Source organism: Lacticaseibacillus saniviri JCM 17471 = DSM 24301 (assembly GCF_001311785.1).
Lineage (GTDB): Bacteria > Bacillota > Bacilli > Lactobacillales > Lactobacillaceae > Lacticaseibacillus > Lacticaseibacillus saniviri.
Genome location: NZ_BBBX01000031.1, coordinates 1 through 15,172 on the forward strand (window position 1 = coordinate 1; position 15,172 = coordinate 15,172).

At 47.5% G+C, this 15,172-nt stretch carries 11 protein-coding genes, 1 tRNA gene and 5 pseudogenes; 3 read left to right on the forward strand and 14 right to left on the reverse strand.

Annotated features, from left to right (window positions below; translation table 11 throughout):
• Positions 1–97: 97 nt before the first annotated feature.
• From JCM17471_RS13605 to JCM17471_RS12250, 4 genes and pseudogenes are all read right to left on the reverse strand, one after another.
• On the reverse strand, positions 98–466 hold the full coding sequence (locus tag JCM17471_RS13605) for a DUF771 domain-containing protein (RefSeq protein ID WP_225354301.1): 369 nt from the start codon (positions 464–466) through the stop codon (positions 98–100).
• A gap of 39 nt (positions 467–505) precedes the next feature.
• A pseudogene (locus tag JCM17471_RS16830) lies at positions 506–813 on the reverse strand (phage antirepressor KilAC domain-containing protein).
• Positions 814–828: 15 nt separating this feature from the next.
• Positions 829–1,293: pseudogene (locus JCM17471_RS16835) on the reverse strand (ORF6N domain-containing protein); the annotation flags it as partial.
• 15 nt (positions 1,294–1,308) lie between these two features.
• On the reverse strand, positions 1,309–1,554 hold the full coding sequence (locus JCM17471_RS12250; protein WP_054778083.1) for a helix-turn-helix domain-containing protein: 246 nt from the start codon (positions 1,552–1,554) through the stop codon (positions 1,309–1,311).
• Positions 1,555–1,711: 157 nt separating this feature from the next.
• On the opposite strand from JCM17471_RS12250, the gene JCM17471_RS12255 reads away from it, so the two are divergent.
• From JCM17471_RS12255 to JCM17471_RS12265, 3 genes are all read left to right on the forward strand, one after another.
• Positions 1,712–2,398: an XRE family transcriptional regulator gene (locus JCM17471_RS12255; RefSeq protein ID WP_054778084.1), complete on the forward strand. Its 687-nt coding sequence runs from the start codon at positions 1,712–1,714 to the stop codon at positions 2,396–2,398.
• A gap of 193 nt (positions 2,399–2,591) precedes the next feature.
• Entirely contained in the window at positions 2,592–3,068 is a 477-nt protein-coding gene (locus JCM17471_RS12260) for an Ltp family lipoprotein (RefSeq protein WP_054778085.1), read from the forward strand.
• Between the two features lie 113 nt (positions 3,069–3,181).
• Complete coding sequence (locus JCM17471_RS12265) at positions 3,182–4,348, forward strand: tyrosine-type recombinase/integrase (RefSeq protein WP_156321711.1); 1,167 nt, start codon at positions 3,182–3,184, stop codon at positions 4,346–4,348.
• Positions 4,349–4,492: 144 nt separating this feature from the next.
• On the opposite strand, the gene JCM17471_RS12270 is transcribed toward JCM17471_RS12265, so the two are convergent.
• From JCM17471_RS12270 to uvrA, 10 genes and pseudogenes are all read right to left on the reverse strand, one after another.
• Positions 4,493–4,564: transfer RNA gene (locus tag JCM17471_RS12270), tRNA-Arg, on the reverse strand.
• 288 nt (positions 4,565–4,852) lie between these two features.
• On the reverse strand, positions 4,853–5,437 hold the full coding sequence (gene clpP, locus JCM17471_RS12275; RefSeq protein ID WP_054778086.1) for an ATP-dependent Clp endopeptidase proteolytic subunit ClpP: 585 nt from the start codon (positions 5,435–5,437) through the stop codon (positions 4,853–4,855).
• A 157-nt stretch (positions 5,438–5,594) separates the two neighbouring features.
• Positions 5,595–6,062: a MarR family winged helix-turn-helix transcriptional regulator gene (locus JCM17471_RS12280; protein ID WP_054778087.1), complete on the reverse strand. Its 468-nt coding sequence runs from the start codon at positions 6,060–6,062 to the stop codon at positions 5,595–5,597.
• Between the two features lie 118 nt (positions 6,063–6,180).
• Complete coding sequence (whiA, locus tag JCM17471_RS12285; protein ID WP_054778088.1) at positions 6,181–7,122, reverse strand: DNA-binding protein WhiA; 942 nt, start codon at positions 7,120–7,122, stop codon at positions 6,181–6,183.
• Positions 7,122–8,158: pseudogene (mgfK, locus tag JCM17471_RS12290) on the reverse strand (gluconeogenesis morphogenetic factor MgfK). The gene whiA and the pseudogene mgfK overlap by 1 nt, the downstream one beginning before the upstream one ends.
• Positions 8,155–9,036, reverse strand: a pseudogene (rapZ, locus tag JCM17471_RS12295) (RNase adapter RapZ). The pseudogenes mgfK and rapZ overlap by 4 nt, the downstream one beginning before the upstream one ends.
• Positions 9,037–9,142: 106 nt before the next feature.
• Positions 9,143–9,682, reverse strand: a complete 540-nt coding sequence (locus tag JCM17471_RS12300) for an HdeD family acid-resistance protein (protein WP_054778089.1) — start codon at positions 9,680–9,682, stop codon at positions 9,143–9,145.
• Positions 9,683–9,747: 65 nt separating this feature from the next.
• A complete protein-coding gene (locus JCM17471_RS12305; RefSeq protein ID WP_054778090.1) occupies positions 9,748–10,617 on the reverse strand; it encodes an ROK family protein in 870 nt (289 codons plus the stop codon).
• 17 nt (positions 10,618–10,634) lie between these two features.
• Entirely contained in the window at positions 10,635–11,948 is a 1,314-nt protein-coding gene (locus JCM17471_RS12310) for a glycoside hydrolase family 1 protein (protein ID WP_054778091.1), read from the reverse strand.
• 394 nt (positions 11,949–12,342) lie between these two features.
• Positions 12,343–15,170: pseudogene (uvrA, locus tag JCM17471_RS12315) on the reverse strand (excinuclease ABC subunit UvrA).
• Positions 15,171–15,172 lie beyond the last annotated feature (2 nt).

Consider the following 15,172-nt stretch of genomic DNA (forward strand, 5'->3'; position numbering starts at 1 on the left):
TGGTTTCACCTTCCTTTCACGTCCTGCCCACATAAACATCGCTGCTAGCACCAGCAACCCGACTACACGGACCTGAATCGGATGCGTAAAAATCCAATCAATCATGCTTATCCCTCCGGTATTTTTTCTGCTTAGCGATGTCAGGGAACCACTTTTTCATGAAGTCACTGAAACCTTGTGGCTCAAACATGTAGCCCCGGCCACCGCCATCGCCGTCATACATAACTGCTTTGTAGTGCAGAATCTTTTCAAATTTTGGTACGAATAAGATGTTGTTAAGTAGCCATTCGCGGCTGATGTGATAACGCTCCGTGACCTCTTTTAGCGTCCACCACTGGCCGGTTAGATCGGCCTGCTCTGCAAGCTCAACGATGTGCTGTTGCAGAAGTTCTAAGTCGTCCTTCTTGATAAGCACATAGTCACTAGGATTAAGCTCATCTTTTGATGTGATTTGCATTGCCAGCATAGACATCGCTCCTTTCTGTGAGATAATCGGCCGGGTGCTTCATTCGGCATCTTCCCACTCAATCATTGGCAAGATACCGTGTGCTTTGAGCAATTCATAAATAAAAATGTGCCCCTTCTGGGTCCATTTCGTCTTAGGCTTAACCTGGTCATTGCCATCCTTATCTTTGTAGGCAAACGGCTCTGTGTGGGTATACCCGTGGTCTTGATACTTGCTGTAGAGATACCAGCTACCCGATTGATTAAACTGCACCCCCAGATCATGGAGCTCACGATTAAGGCGAGTCGCTGACCAACCATAGTTTTTGCGATTGATGTTGTTGTGACGAGGCCCTTATTAGCTAGGATATGGTCATAATAGTCAGCCTTTGGCTTTAGTTCATTGACTTGTTGCTCAGCAATTAAGCGACCATTGCGTTCTTTATCACGGTCATCCGCTAAGTCGGCTGCCAAGCGCAATGCTTCTGGCAATGTCTGAGGTACCTGCAATTGTGGTTGTGGGTTAAAATAGTTTTCTTCTAAGCTGTCGAACATGTCCCACGCCTGGTCAGTGCCCAACATTTTTGAATGCCGTGCAGCGCCTCGACGAGTCCAAAGATAAAGATGAGAAGTTCGGGCGGCGACCAGGTGACTATTTGTCACTTGGTTCTTAAATATCTTTAGCTCGTCCCCTTCAAGCAAAAAATAGTGCATTCCCGATTCGAACTTTTCTTTGTTTCGTTTAAAGTTCTGTTTAACTGTTTCAGCTGTTGTCCCATATAGTTCAGCAATTTGTTCCGTGGTAAGAACTCGCTGTCCTTGTTGTTCAATCGGTTGTAAATCGTTCATTTTTTAATCTCCTAACTAAGCAATGTATTTCGGCTTTTCCGAATCTGGGGATAAAAACATATCAACCACATTTATACCAAGTGCGTTTGCAATCGATTCTAAATTCTTGTAACTTGCATTACGCATGCGATTAATATCAGTTTCATAATTATGAATAGTTCTTTCTGTCAATCCAGTTTCCATCGCTAATTCATTAATTTTCACATCTCTGATAATTCGCCATTGCCGTAAAGTCAATTTTTCTACTTTTAATCCTTCCATGAGTTATCCTCCTCTCTCGCTTTGATATTTCCAGTATACGTTTCGGTTTTTCCGAAGTCAACGCTTTAATTTAGTTTTTCCGAATTTATTTTCGGAAATTCATTTCAGTTTTTCCGTAACAGTGCTATACTTACCCTATAACCTAAGGAGGTGCCACGTGTTTGCACAGAATTTAAAATATCTAAGAATAAAGCATGGTTTTGATCAACAACAATTTGCGTCTAAAATTCACAGAAGCGTGTCCACTATTAGTGAATGGGAATCAGGTAAATACACTCCAAAGGCAGGAATTTTGGCTGACATTGCTCATATATTCAATGTTCGCCTTGATGACATGATGAATATTGATTTATCTAAAGTCAGCGACGCTGCACCCTCAACTAAACTTGTAGAGTTAACTACTTCTGAAGAGAGCCATATTCATACTATCCGGCAACTAACCCCTGACCGACAAACTAAAGTCTATAAGTTTGCTACAAGTCAATTGGATGAACAGAATGAACCGGATGAAGAAGATGCAGACGATGACAACGTGATTGATATCATCACAGGACGCGCCACAGCTGCGGGTAGTCCAATTAATGGTGACGACCAAGACGGGTTGGCCACAATGGAACGTGTCAGCGTAACAGACATTCCACATGGTACAGATGAAATTGTTACTGTGGACGGTGATTCAATGGAGCCGTATTACCCCAAATACTCACAAATATTTGTCCACTGGCAAGACACCATCGAAGACGGAGAGCTAGCAGTTGTTCATGTATGCGACGAAGGTGTCACATTTAAACAGATCTATCTTGACGACGACGAGAAAAATTATTTTACATTCCCTAAACGATAAATATGACGACAGGGAATTCGAAGCCGATGAAATTCATATCATTGGGAAAGTTCTCAATTAACCCACTCTAGCAGCGAGCACGTGCAGGCCGTGCTGTGGGCGTTGTAGCAAAAAAATCCCCCAACCGTTGGCGCGGTCAGAGGACTGATATAAGTTAAGCAAAAATATTATATCATACCTTGGAGGTATAACAATGAAGAAGTTAATCTCAGCATCACTTATTTTAATGTCAGCCGGTATTCTTGCAGCGTGTGGTAGCGGTTCAAGTAGTAGTTCATCTAGTTCGGACAAGGCATCCAGCAGCAAAGTTGAAATAAGTTCAACCAAAAGCAGCGTTTCTTCGAGCTCTGAAAAGCCCAAAGTACCAGCAGAATTTGAAGCGGCTTTGAATAAAGCTAAGACATACAACGAGATGATGCATTTTTCAAAAACTCGCTTGTATGATCAATTAACCTCTGCGGCTGGTGATAAGTTTCCAGCAGCGGCGGCCCAATATGCAATTGACAATTTAAAGGCAGATTATAATGCAAACGCACTGGCTAAAGCCAAAGAATATCGCTCACAACAATCCATGTCTGACGAAAGAATTCGGCAACAATTGAGTTCCTCAGCGGGAGAGAAGTTCACTCCTGAGGAAGTGAATTACGCGATGACTAATCTGAATAAATAAAAATAGCGCCTACCCCCGACTTTGGACGGTATGGGTAGACGCACAGAACAAATCAGCACCTAAGTGCACGCTATTTGTGTACTCTCAGTATAGCAGAAAATGGAGGAATTAGCATGGCAAGTATCAGAAAACGTGGGAAAACTTGGGGCTACCGAATTTCATATAAAGACATCAGCGGTAGCTACAAAGTGAAAGAAAAAAGTGGCTTTGCTCTCAAGCGACTTGCAGAAGAAGCTGCCAGAGAAGCTGAGGTCGAACTGCAACGTGGATCAGCCATGGATAAATCATCCACAACTCTACTCGACTACTACCGCTACTGGATTAAAACCTATAAGGCAGGCAAACATGCTCAAGTCACTGAAGAACGCTATTCAACAATTGAGCGCCATTTACAAGACTATTTCGGCGAAGATGCACTCCTGACCGCGATCACTCGAACTCAGTGGCAAAAGTTTCTCAACGACTTTGGTGAAGGCCGTGCTCGTGAAACCGTCAGCAAACTCAACAGCTATGTTCGTTCCATGGCAGATTCGGCCGTGGCCGATAGAATCATCTACTCAAATTTTACCACTGGTGCAGTTTTGACTGGCAGCCGGCCATCCAAAGATAAGATAAAGTTTCTGCAAGACGATGACTTATCCAAACTCAAAGACTACGCGTTCCAAAAGGCCAGCATGGACGCTATGTGGGGTTATATCGTGGTGACAGGTATTCTCACTGGTGCTCGCTTAAGCGAGATTGTGGGGCTAACGTGGGCCGATATAGACATGGACAACGCAACAATAGATATCAACAAGTCCTGGGATTATGTGCACGGTGGTTTCTTTAAGGACACCAAGACCGAACATAGCCGCCGAGTTATCGATATTCCCACAGAGCTAGTTGATCTATTGAAGCGACTCAAAAAGCAACAAGCTGAACTCAATTTAGCCCAGGGTTATCGCGACAAAGACCAATTGGTGTTTAGAAATTCACGCCACATTGTTGTGGGTGACGCTGGAGTCAATAAGTCGCTCAAACGAGCGGAAGACAAATTAGGCATAGCCAATCCCATCACCTTCCACGGGCTACGTCACTCTCATGTGAGCTACCTGCTTGCTAATGGCGTCGATATTGCCTACATCTCAAAGCGCTTAGGACACGCAAATATAACGATCACGCTGGGTGTTTATTCACATCTGCTAGAATCAACACAAAAAGCAAGTGGCGTTGACGTTAGAAGCTCTAAATGCCATGTGATTGATATCTGTTTGGGCAAAGTTTGGGCAAAAACAAGCTAAGCCCTTGTGCTGTAAGTATCTATCAATCCCTCACGCTCCTTCAATCACTATCAGACTTAAAAGCGCTGGCGCACCAGCGCTTTTTTGTTTGTCCTCAGCGGATATTTATGCACAAAAACCTCATCAACAAGGATGAGGTTGAGCTGCGCAGCCCGGGAGTCGAACCCGGATTTCGAGAACCGGAATCTCACGTGCGATCCATTACACTAACCGCGCAAGTACTTAATTATAATACTAGATGCCGTGCTGTTTTGCAAGCCAGAAATTCAATCACATTCACTAAATTGAATGTTTTATCAGACTGACCACGAAGAGATACTTTACAGGTTTATCGTGGCACTGTCAATACATCTATGCCAAAAATCGGCTAAGCGTGAACTAATTTTGGCCACAAAAAAGCTGCGACGTTGCCGTCACAGCTCCTTTATTCGCATACTGATGATGCTGTAAGTCAAAGCCGAAACAGCTTCGACCGCACCACAGGCGTCAGAACAATCGATGCAATTACTTAGCCTTATTGACCATGATTTCATCGATTAAACCGTAATCCTTAGCTTCTTGAGCTGTCAGATAGTGGTCACGTTCTGTATCCGTCTTAATCTGTTCAACTGACTTGCCAGTTGCATCAGACAAAATCTTATTCAAGCTTTCGCGAGCCTTCAAGATTTGTTCAGCAGCAATTTCAATTTCAGTTTGTTGGCCTTGTGCGCCACCTAATGGTTGGTGAATCAAGACTTCTGAATGAGGCAATGCGAAACGCTTGCCCTTCTTACCGCCGGCTAAAAGCACGGAGGCCATGGAAGCCGCCATCCCAATCGCGATCGTCTGTACATCGGACTTGATGAAGTTCATGGTATCCAAGATTGCTAAACCACTTGTGATCACACCACCTGGAGAGTTGATGTAAAGGTAGATATCCTTCTCGGAATCTTGTGCATCCAAGAAGAGTAACTGAGCGATAATTGAGTTAGCAACTTGATCATTAATTTCACCAGACAACATAATGATCCGGTCTTTGAGTAAGCGAGAGTAAATATCGTAGGCACGTTCGCCACGACTAGTTTGTTCAACAACTGTAGGAACTAACATGTTAGGACCTCCTATATCGGCGTTTATATTAGCACTCTTTAAAGTACAGTGCTAAGTTTACAGCGAAAGTCAGAAAAGGTCAAATGTTTTGACTAACTTTTCGAAAGAAAATTAAAAAGCTGTCTCCCTCAACGGTGTGACAGCTTTTTAATCGCAATTACGCTTCCGCGCTCATTTCAACCAGCGCTTGATCAGGAATGTTTTCGAGGTGTTCGTCCACCGTCGTCACTTGATCCTTAATCATGCTGTAAGTCATTGGATCCAAGTCCAAAAGTTCCATGCATGAGCCCACATGTGCAAAAATTTCATCGCGCATTGAGAGCGCCTTTTGGGTTAAGCTGACATCCACGCGACGTTCATCTTCCTTTGAACGCGCACGCACGATCCAGTCATCCTTTTCGAGCCGCTTCATCAATGGGGTCAATGTCCCACTGTCAAGATCCAGTGAGCGCCCAACTTCCTTCACAGACATGGTGCCATGCTCATAGAGTGCAAGCAAGGTGATGTACTGTGGATAGGTCAGTTGGTATGGTGCTAATGCCTTGGTGTAAAAATGATTAAATTGCTTTTGTGCTTTATAGATTGAAAAACATAATTGTTCGTCTAACCGAATTGGTTTAACCATAGTTGGCACCTCCTATTAACAAGTTAATTGTACACGATTAATTGAACTTTACAAGTGATTTAGCACGATTGACTCGCCTGTAATCGCTTGAAAACCGAAAGTTCTATCATTCTGTCCCTTATGAAGCATCTTTTTGATACTTCTCTGCCAGCTCATTGAGCTTACGCAGCCGGTGGTTGATGCCTGATTTGGAGATAGCGCCACTGGGGACCATATCACCTAGCTCCTTCAACGAGACATCAGGATGGGCCAGCCGGAGCACGGCAATTTCCTGCAGTTTTGCAGGTAATTTATCTAATCCAACTCGAGTTTTCAAGAAATTGATATTTTCGATCTGCCGTTGTGCGGCATCAATGGTTTTATTCATGTTGGCCGTTTCGCAGTTCACTAGCCGATTAACCGAATTGCGCATATCGCGCACGATGCGCACATCTTCAAACTTCAACATCGCATTCGTCGCGCCAATCACCTGTAAGAAATCCGCAATCTTTTCGGCTTCCTTGAGGTACACAATATAACCACTGCGGCGTTCCACGGTTCGTGCGTTCAAGCCAAAATGATTCATCATGGTCAAAATATCTTGATTGTGATCGCTATACAGGGAATAAATCTCTAAATGGTAGCGCGATGTCTCAGGATTATTGACCGAACCCCCGGCCAAAAAAGCTCCGCGCAAATAGGAGCGCATCCGCTGCGGTTCGTCCAACACATTTTGGGCAACAGCGGTTTGAATCGAATAGGTCGCGTCGAGGATCTGCAAATCTTCCAGCATCTCGTTGACACCCTGACTGAGCCGCACCACATACTGATTATTTTTCTTGAGTTTCATCTTTCGCCGGACAATCAAATTCGCCTCGTGATGATAAATTTGTCGAATTAACGCATAAATCCGGCGTGCAATCGCCGGATTTTCGGTCTGAACATTCAACACAAATTGATGGCTTTGAATTGCAAGCGAACCGTTCATACGAATCAGTGCGGATAATTCCGCCCGCGCATGTTCGGGATGAACCTCAAGTTGGGTCAATTCTTTCTTGACCTGACTTGCGTAACTTGCCATTAAGATTTCCTCTTCTTTTCTGTGCCCACCTGAAATGCCAGATTCAGAATTTCATTGGCCACCTTGTTACCGTCATGGAACACCCCGTGGTCGCGCAGCTTCAAGAAGTCGGCTGAAATCACGCGGCAGCCCATATCGCGCAGGGCCTGATAGTCATGCTCGACCGGCACCAGATATTCATCATACTTTTGGCGATCCAAGTAGTTGCTGGGTACTGGCGCAATGTTAACCAGCACGGTATCCACAAAATTCTCACCCAGGTGATTGTGCAAGACGCGCACGTGATCGGCATCCGTGAAGTGCTCGGTTTCGCCCTTTTGCGTCATGATGTTAACGATATAAATCACTTCGGCGTTGGTCTTTTTGACTGCATCCCCCAAGTTTGAAATCATCAGGTTCGGCAAAATACTGGTGAACAGGCTCCCTGGGCCTAAGACCACGACATCGGCATCCATAATCGCGTCGATAACTTGATGCACGGCCTTGGGTGGTTCGGGGTTGTTCAAGTCGGATTCCGTCACGAACACGCGCTTAATGTGCTTGCCCGCACCCGTGATTTCGGCTTCACCGGCTAATGTGGTGCCATCAGAGAACGTCGCATTCAACGTCAATGGTGTGTTGCTGGCCGGATAAACATGACCATCCACCTTGAGCATCTGACTGAGTTCCTGCACCGCGTCAAAAATGCCATCGCGCATTTCGGACAGTGCCGCGATAATCAGATTACCAATCGCGTGGCCCGCAAAAAGGCATCAGTTGAATTGAACCGATATTGGAAGATATCCAGATAGATGCTGGGTAGATCGGATAACGCCGCTAACACGTTCCGAATATCACCAGGCGGCACAACGTTGATGTAGTCTCGGATGATCCCTGAGGAACCGCCATCATCGGCAACGGTCACGATGGCCGTCACGTCCGCATTCTGTTCGTGGAGGTTTTTGACGATGACTGGCAGGCCAGTCCCCCCACCGATGACAACGACTTTGGGCCGACGACCTTTGATGACACGAATAATTCGATTGTCTGCACTCATGACCGATTCACCGTTGCCTTTCGTTTATTGACATCGCGATGGGTAATGTCAACCGCATAGTCATCAGCAAACGCTTTGCCGATGCGTTCCGCAAAGGCGACACTGCGATGTTGGCCACCCGTGCAACCGATAGCGATCGTCACACTGGTTTTACCCTCTTTTTGATAGGCTGGCATGATGGTTTTGAGCATGCCATAGAATTGATCATAAAACTCTGTGCGGCTGGCTGATCCATAACATAGTCATAAACCGGTTTGTCCATCCCCGTTTATCACGGAATTCGGTACGTAATATGGATTAGGCAAGAACCGCACATCCATGACGATATCGGCATCAATTGGTAAGCCATACTTGAAGCCAAAAGACATCACTTCGATGTGGAAGCTCGAGTGAGTACTTGTTTTGAAGGTGACAAACAACTTCTCACGCAACTGACGCGGCGATAATTCCGTCGTATCGACCACAATTTGGGCCCGATTGCGCAGCTCTGTCAGTAGTTTGCGTTCCTTTTGAATCCCGTCCATCAACCGGCCTTCCATTGCCAGTGGATGTGAGCGACGTGTTTCCTTGTACCGTGAGACCAATTCAGCATCCGTCGCATCCAGGAACAGAATCTTGGTGGTCACAAACGCGGTGTTTTCGATACCAGCTAACATATCGATGATTTCATCATAGAATGCGTGACTGCGCAGATCGATCACTAAGGCGATTTTGCTGACTTTCCCTGATTCCTTCACTAATTCCCAGAACTTGGGCAGTAATGCGGGTGGCATGTTGTCCACACAGAAATAGCCCAAATCTTCAAAGGATTGCATGGCCACCGTCTTACCGGCACCAGACATCCCTGTTATTATCACTAAATCAAGTGTATCAGCCATTCTGTCGTCTCCCTTATCGTGTTTTGTTTATTATAACATTCCGGGCGTGTCATTGATAGCCCACGCCACCAAACAAAAAAGCCGGCCCACAGCCGACTTTTGATTCTTATGCATCGCGGCGTGCAAATGCCATGACAATCGCACCGATACCAAAGATGATAAATGCCATCGCAATCAGACTCACCATGCTGACAGCAGAAACAACAGGATTCATTAATAGTAAGATCCCAACCAGTAAGCCAAACACCTGTAAAATCAAATCCAAAACATACCAGCCAGTTCCCGCGCGGCGCAGATGTGACGCATTGGCAAGTCCAGCGATACTATCAATGACGAACCAGATGGCAAACATGTACGCGAGGGTGAACACACCTGCCGGAATATTGAAGATAAACAGCAATCCCAAAATAATATCAAAAATCCCCGATACCAGAGTCAGCCATGACAAGCCTCCAGTCACCTGGCGCAAGTTTGGAAAAGCAGCTAACGTGGCAATCCCCCGAATAATAGCAACAAGCGCAAAGACAAAGCTCAAGGTCACCATGGTTGCTGCTGGATGACGTAACACGACAACGGCGGCCACAATCAAGGCAACCCCAGTTATGAATTCGCCCCAGTCAAAACCAAATCGTTTCTGTTGAAACACAATTATCACACCTTTACTTTTTCTTCATCATACCCGAGACACATGGGTTCAGCAAATCATCACCATTAGGCTTCACGGGCTGCCTCTTCGGCTAACAACAGCGCGCCGGTCACACCAGAATTATCTCCCAGCGCAACGGGCACGATGTAGTCGTTGAGCGCTGGCACGTCGACATAGCCATTCAACTTAGCGGCAAACGCCTGGCGAATGAGTGGGAACAACTGTGTCTGTTTGGAAACACCGCCACCCACGATAATGACGTCGGGCGCTAATGATAGTGTCAGATCCAAGCAGAGCTGGGCGATGTAGTCGGCTTCAATCGCCCAAAAAGGATCATCTTCTGCTAATGATGCGGCACCGGCCGGAAAACGACCCTGAATTGCAGGTCCAGCGGCCAGACCCTCCGCGCAATTATCGCCATGATAAGGGCAGTGACCCTCGTAATGATCATCCGGATGTTTTTGTAGGAAGATGTGGCCCACTTCAGTGTGCGCACGTCCCAAGAAAAAGTGGCCTTGATTGATGACTCCCGCGCCGATCCCTGTCCCGACCGTCAAATAGATCACGTTTTGTTTCCCCTTTGCGGCCCCTTCTTGCCATTCACCGTAGCAAGCCACGTTGACATCCGTTGTGATCTTCATCGGCACATTGAGCTGTGCTTTCAGGGCGCCTAGCAGGTCAAAATTTTGCCAGCCAACCTTAGGCGTGTTGAGAATCGTACCGTACTTGGGGGAGGCAGGATTCACATCCACGGGACCGAACGCACCGATACCAATACCCGCCAGTTCGTACTGCTTGAAAAATGCAACAATCTCACTCACCGCTGCGTCTGGTGTTGTGGTGTCAAAGCGATACCGTTGAACCAGCTTGCTCCCATCACCAACGCCCAAGACAAACTTAGTGCCGCCTGCCTCAATTGAACCATACAATGTCATTATTCTCGTCTCCTCGATTAAAGTTCACGGCCGTTTGACTTGATGGCCCGTGCCAGCCAGTCAAAGCTCGCCTTTTTAGTCCGTTTCAGTGTCCCGACATCCGTGTTGGTGCGATCAACATACACCACACCATACCGTTTCTTCATATTCCCCTGTGAGCTCGGAATATCGATCAAGCCCCAACCCAGATAACCGATGACCGGCACATCATTTTGCTCGACAACATCCTTTAGCATCTGTAAGTGTGTCCGGTGGTAATCGATGCGATAGGTGTCTTGAATCACGCCATCGACTGGCTGCACTTCATCGACCCCAATCCCATTTTCAATCGGAAACAGTGGCAGCTCAGTCTGGTTGAAGAGTTCAAGCATCGCCGCCTTGAAACCCAATGGATCCACCTGCCACTGCCATTCGTTCGCGCGCAACGTCGGATTCGGCACCACACCCACTGCATAGGCGCTCGGTGCCGTGCCTAGTGGAATATGATTGGCCGACAAAACAATGCTGCTGTAGTAGCTAAAGCTCATGAAGTCCGATTTGGCGGCCGCTAGTGTTGCCAGGTCAGTGGGATTTAACAGGTCAGTCAATCCGTGATGCCGCAACCAGGCAGCCACTTCAGGGACATAACCCCCACCCGTCATCAGTGACACCACATTGGTATCCCAGAACGCTTTCGCAACCCGGGCCACCTCGGCGTCATCAGGCAGTGGGCTGGCCGCATATGGCTGCTGATAGGCAATCATGGCACCAAGTTTCACACCCGGGAAATGCGCATGAATATCTTGGCTCACCCGCGCGTGCGCGAGCGCAACTTGATGTTGGATCCGCATATCAAGCGCATCGTCTTCTTCTGCATGGAGCACCCCGGCAATTTTGGCCGCGCCCGGCATGCCATAAAGGTTCTGTTCATTGAACGTCAACCAATACGTCACCTTATCACTGAAGCGAGTCAGCATCTCATGGGCATAGCGGACGAAGGCATCGGTGACCGCTGGATGACCAAAACCGTCATACTTCTCGGCAAGTGCCAATGGCAGATCAAAGTGATACAAACAGATCATGGGTTCAATCCCCTTGGCCAGCAGTTGGTCAATCAAGTCGGCATAAAATTGAATGCCTGCTTCATTGAATGCGCCCTCACCATCGGGTTGCACCCGACTCCAAGAAATCTGGAATCGGTAACAATTCATGCCGAGCTCATCCATCAATGCGATATCCTCGGGATAGCGGTGATAGTCATCGATTGCTGTCGCCCAAATTGGATTGGCACCTGGCATATCATAGACGGACGCGCCCTTCCCATCGGCTAAGTTAGCCCCTTCTGTTTGCATACTCGAGGTGGAATTGCCCCATAAAAGTTGTCTGGTAATGTCACGGTTGATGCCCTCCTTCGTTGATTAAAGCGGATACATTGACCAGTATAGCATGTGAAACGCTTTCTTTGGGGGTATTCTGAGATTTTTTTCACAGAGCCCACGTTCTCGCGCACGCAAAAAGAGGTTACGCCAAGTAATTGACGTAACCTCTTTTTAAATTTTCGAACAATAAAGATTAATCGTGTGCCAAAAGGCTGAGCATTCCGGCTAACAGAGAAGTGTGCGAACTCGCGATCAGCAACGGAGCCCCGGCACAGGTTCGCTTAATTGGCGTTGTTTGCCAATAACGAACCAAGCATGGCGCAAGTTGTTGCGAATTCAAACACGTGAATGAATTGTCACAACTTTTTTACTTCGCTGCGATTGTCCGCGCTTGATCTCGTTCCAGAATTGGCTTGAGATATTGGCCTGTATAACTCTCAGACACCTTCACCAAGTCTTCTGGCGTGCCGGTTGCAATCACGGTACCACCGCCATCGCCACCTTCTGGCCCCAGGTCAATCAACCAGTCAGCAGTCTTAATCACATCGAGATTGTGTTCGATGACTAAGACAGTGTTGCCTTCATCGACCAGGCGTTCGAGCACGCCCAAAAGCCGTTTGATGTCATCGGTGTGCAGTCCGGTTGTCGGTTCATCCAGAATGTAGAGATTCTTCCCGGTCGACAACTTCTGCAATTCACTGGCCAACTTCATCCGTTGGGCTTCACCACCGGATAAGGTTGTGGCGCTTTGGCCCATGGTGACGTAGCCGAGACCAACATCAACAATGGTTTGCAATTTGCGCGCAATTTTGGGAATTGGGGCAAAGAACTTCACCGCTTCATCCACCGTCATGTCGAGTACTTCAGCGATATTCTTGCCCTTATAGGTCACTTCGAGGGTTTCGGAATTGTAGCGCCGACCATGGCACACTTCACATGGTACATACACATCTGGCAAGAAGTTCATCTCAATCTTAATGATCCCGTCACCCTTACAGTTCTCACAACGGCCACCCTTAATATTGAAACTGAACCGGCCCTTCTTGTAACCCCGCAGCTTGGCTTCATTGGTCTGCGCAAACAGATCACGAATATCATCGAAGACACCGGTATAGGTTGCCGGATTACTGCGCGGTGTCCGCCCGATTGGACTCTGATCGATATTGATCAGCTTCTCAATATTCTTGGCACCGAGCACCTTGCGATGTGCACCCGCTTTTTCGGAATTACGATTCAATTGATGTGCTAATGAACGCTTCAAAATCGAGTTCACCAGTGTCGATTTACCAGACCCAGAAACACCGGTGACTGCAATGAATTCACCTAATGGAAAATCAACATCGATATCCTTTAAGTTGTGTTCTGTTGCGCCTTCAACCCGAATAAATTTGCCATTCCCTGGCCGACGTGTCTGTGGCACGGGAATAAACTTCTTACCAGCCAAATACTGACCGGTAATTGACTTGCGGGAACGCTTGACCTGCGCCGGTGTCCCAGCGGCCATCACTTCACCACCGTATTCACCGGCACCCGGGCCGATATCAACGATGTAATCAGAGGCCAACATGGTATCTTCATCGTGTTCAACCACGACCAAGGTGTTGCCCAGATCACGCATTTTCTTCAATGAGTCGATCAAGCGATCGTTGTCGCGTTGATGCAACCCGATTGAAGGTTCATCCAGAATGTAGAGCACCCCGGACAGGTTGGACCCGATTTGTGTCGCCAAACGAATCCGTTGCGCTTCCCCACCAGAGAGTGTGCCGGCTGCCCGACTCAGCGTCAGGTAGTCCAATCCCACATTGATCAGGAAACTCAAGCGATCCACCACTTCTTTGACGATAGGTTGCGCGATCATAGCATCCGCCTCTGACAAGTCAACGCTCTTGAAGAATGGCAGCGCGTCCTTGATGGCTAAGTCGCTGGCTTCAGCGATATCACTGCCCGCCACCTTCACAGCTAAGGCCTGACGATTCAGACGCTTACCATGGCACACAGGGCAGGTTAATGCGGTCATGTACAGCCGCATCTGTTGACGGGTGAAATCGGAATTGGTTTCCGCGTACCGGCGACTGATGTTTGTCAAAACACCTTCGAATGGCACATCGACATCACGCACACCACCAAAATCATTTTCATAATGGAAGTGGAATGACTTGCCCTGGCTGCCATTGAGCACCAATTCTTGTTGCTTCTTGGTTAACTTCTCAAATGGCACATCCATTGGAATCTTGAAGGCCTTTGCGGCTTGTTCGAGCATACTTGGATAGTATTGCGAGCTGATGGGATTCCAAGGCACAATCGCGCCTTCCTCAAGGGTCATACTCTTATCTGGAATCACCAGATCTTCGTCGACCGTCAGCCGTTGACCCAAGCCATCACATTCTGGACATGCCCCAAATGGCGCGTTGAATGAGAACAGACGTGGTTCCAGTTCACCCACTGTGAAGCCACAGATTGGGCATGCATAGTGTTCAGAGAAGATCAGCGGTTCGCCATCGATGATATCCACCGTCGCATAACCTTCAGACAAGCGCAATGCAGCTTCAAATGAATCGAATAACCGACTGCGCACATCTTGCTTGACTACGATTCGGTCGATCACGATATCGATATCGTGATTCTTATTCTTATCCATCTCGTAGTCTTTGTTGGCGTCCATAATCTCGCCATCGACACGCATCCGCACGTAACCTTCACGCAGAATCTTTTCTAAGACCTTCTTGTGGCCGCCCTTCTTATGCCGCACAACGGGCGCCATGATCTGAATGCGACTGCGTTCTGGCAGTGCCAAGACACGATCGACCATCTGTTCAACGGACTGGCTCACAATCGGTGTGCCGTCATTGGGACAGATAGGTTTGCCGACCCGCGCCCATAACAGACGCAGGTAGTCATTGATTTCAGTGACCGTCCCCACGGTTGAACGCGGATTCTTTGAGGTGGTCTTTTGATCAATCGAAATCGCGGGTGACAAGCCATCGATGGAATCGACATCTGGCTTATCCATCTGGCCCAGGAACTGACGCGCGTAGGCAGATAACTTTCCACATAGCGCCGTTGTCCTTCCGCATACAAGGTATCAAAGGCCAAACTGGATTTACCCGATCCGGATAACCCGGTCATCACCACCAGTTTATTCTTAGGAATGGTGACATCGATGTCTTTCAAATTATGGGCTCGAGCCCCGTGAATCC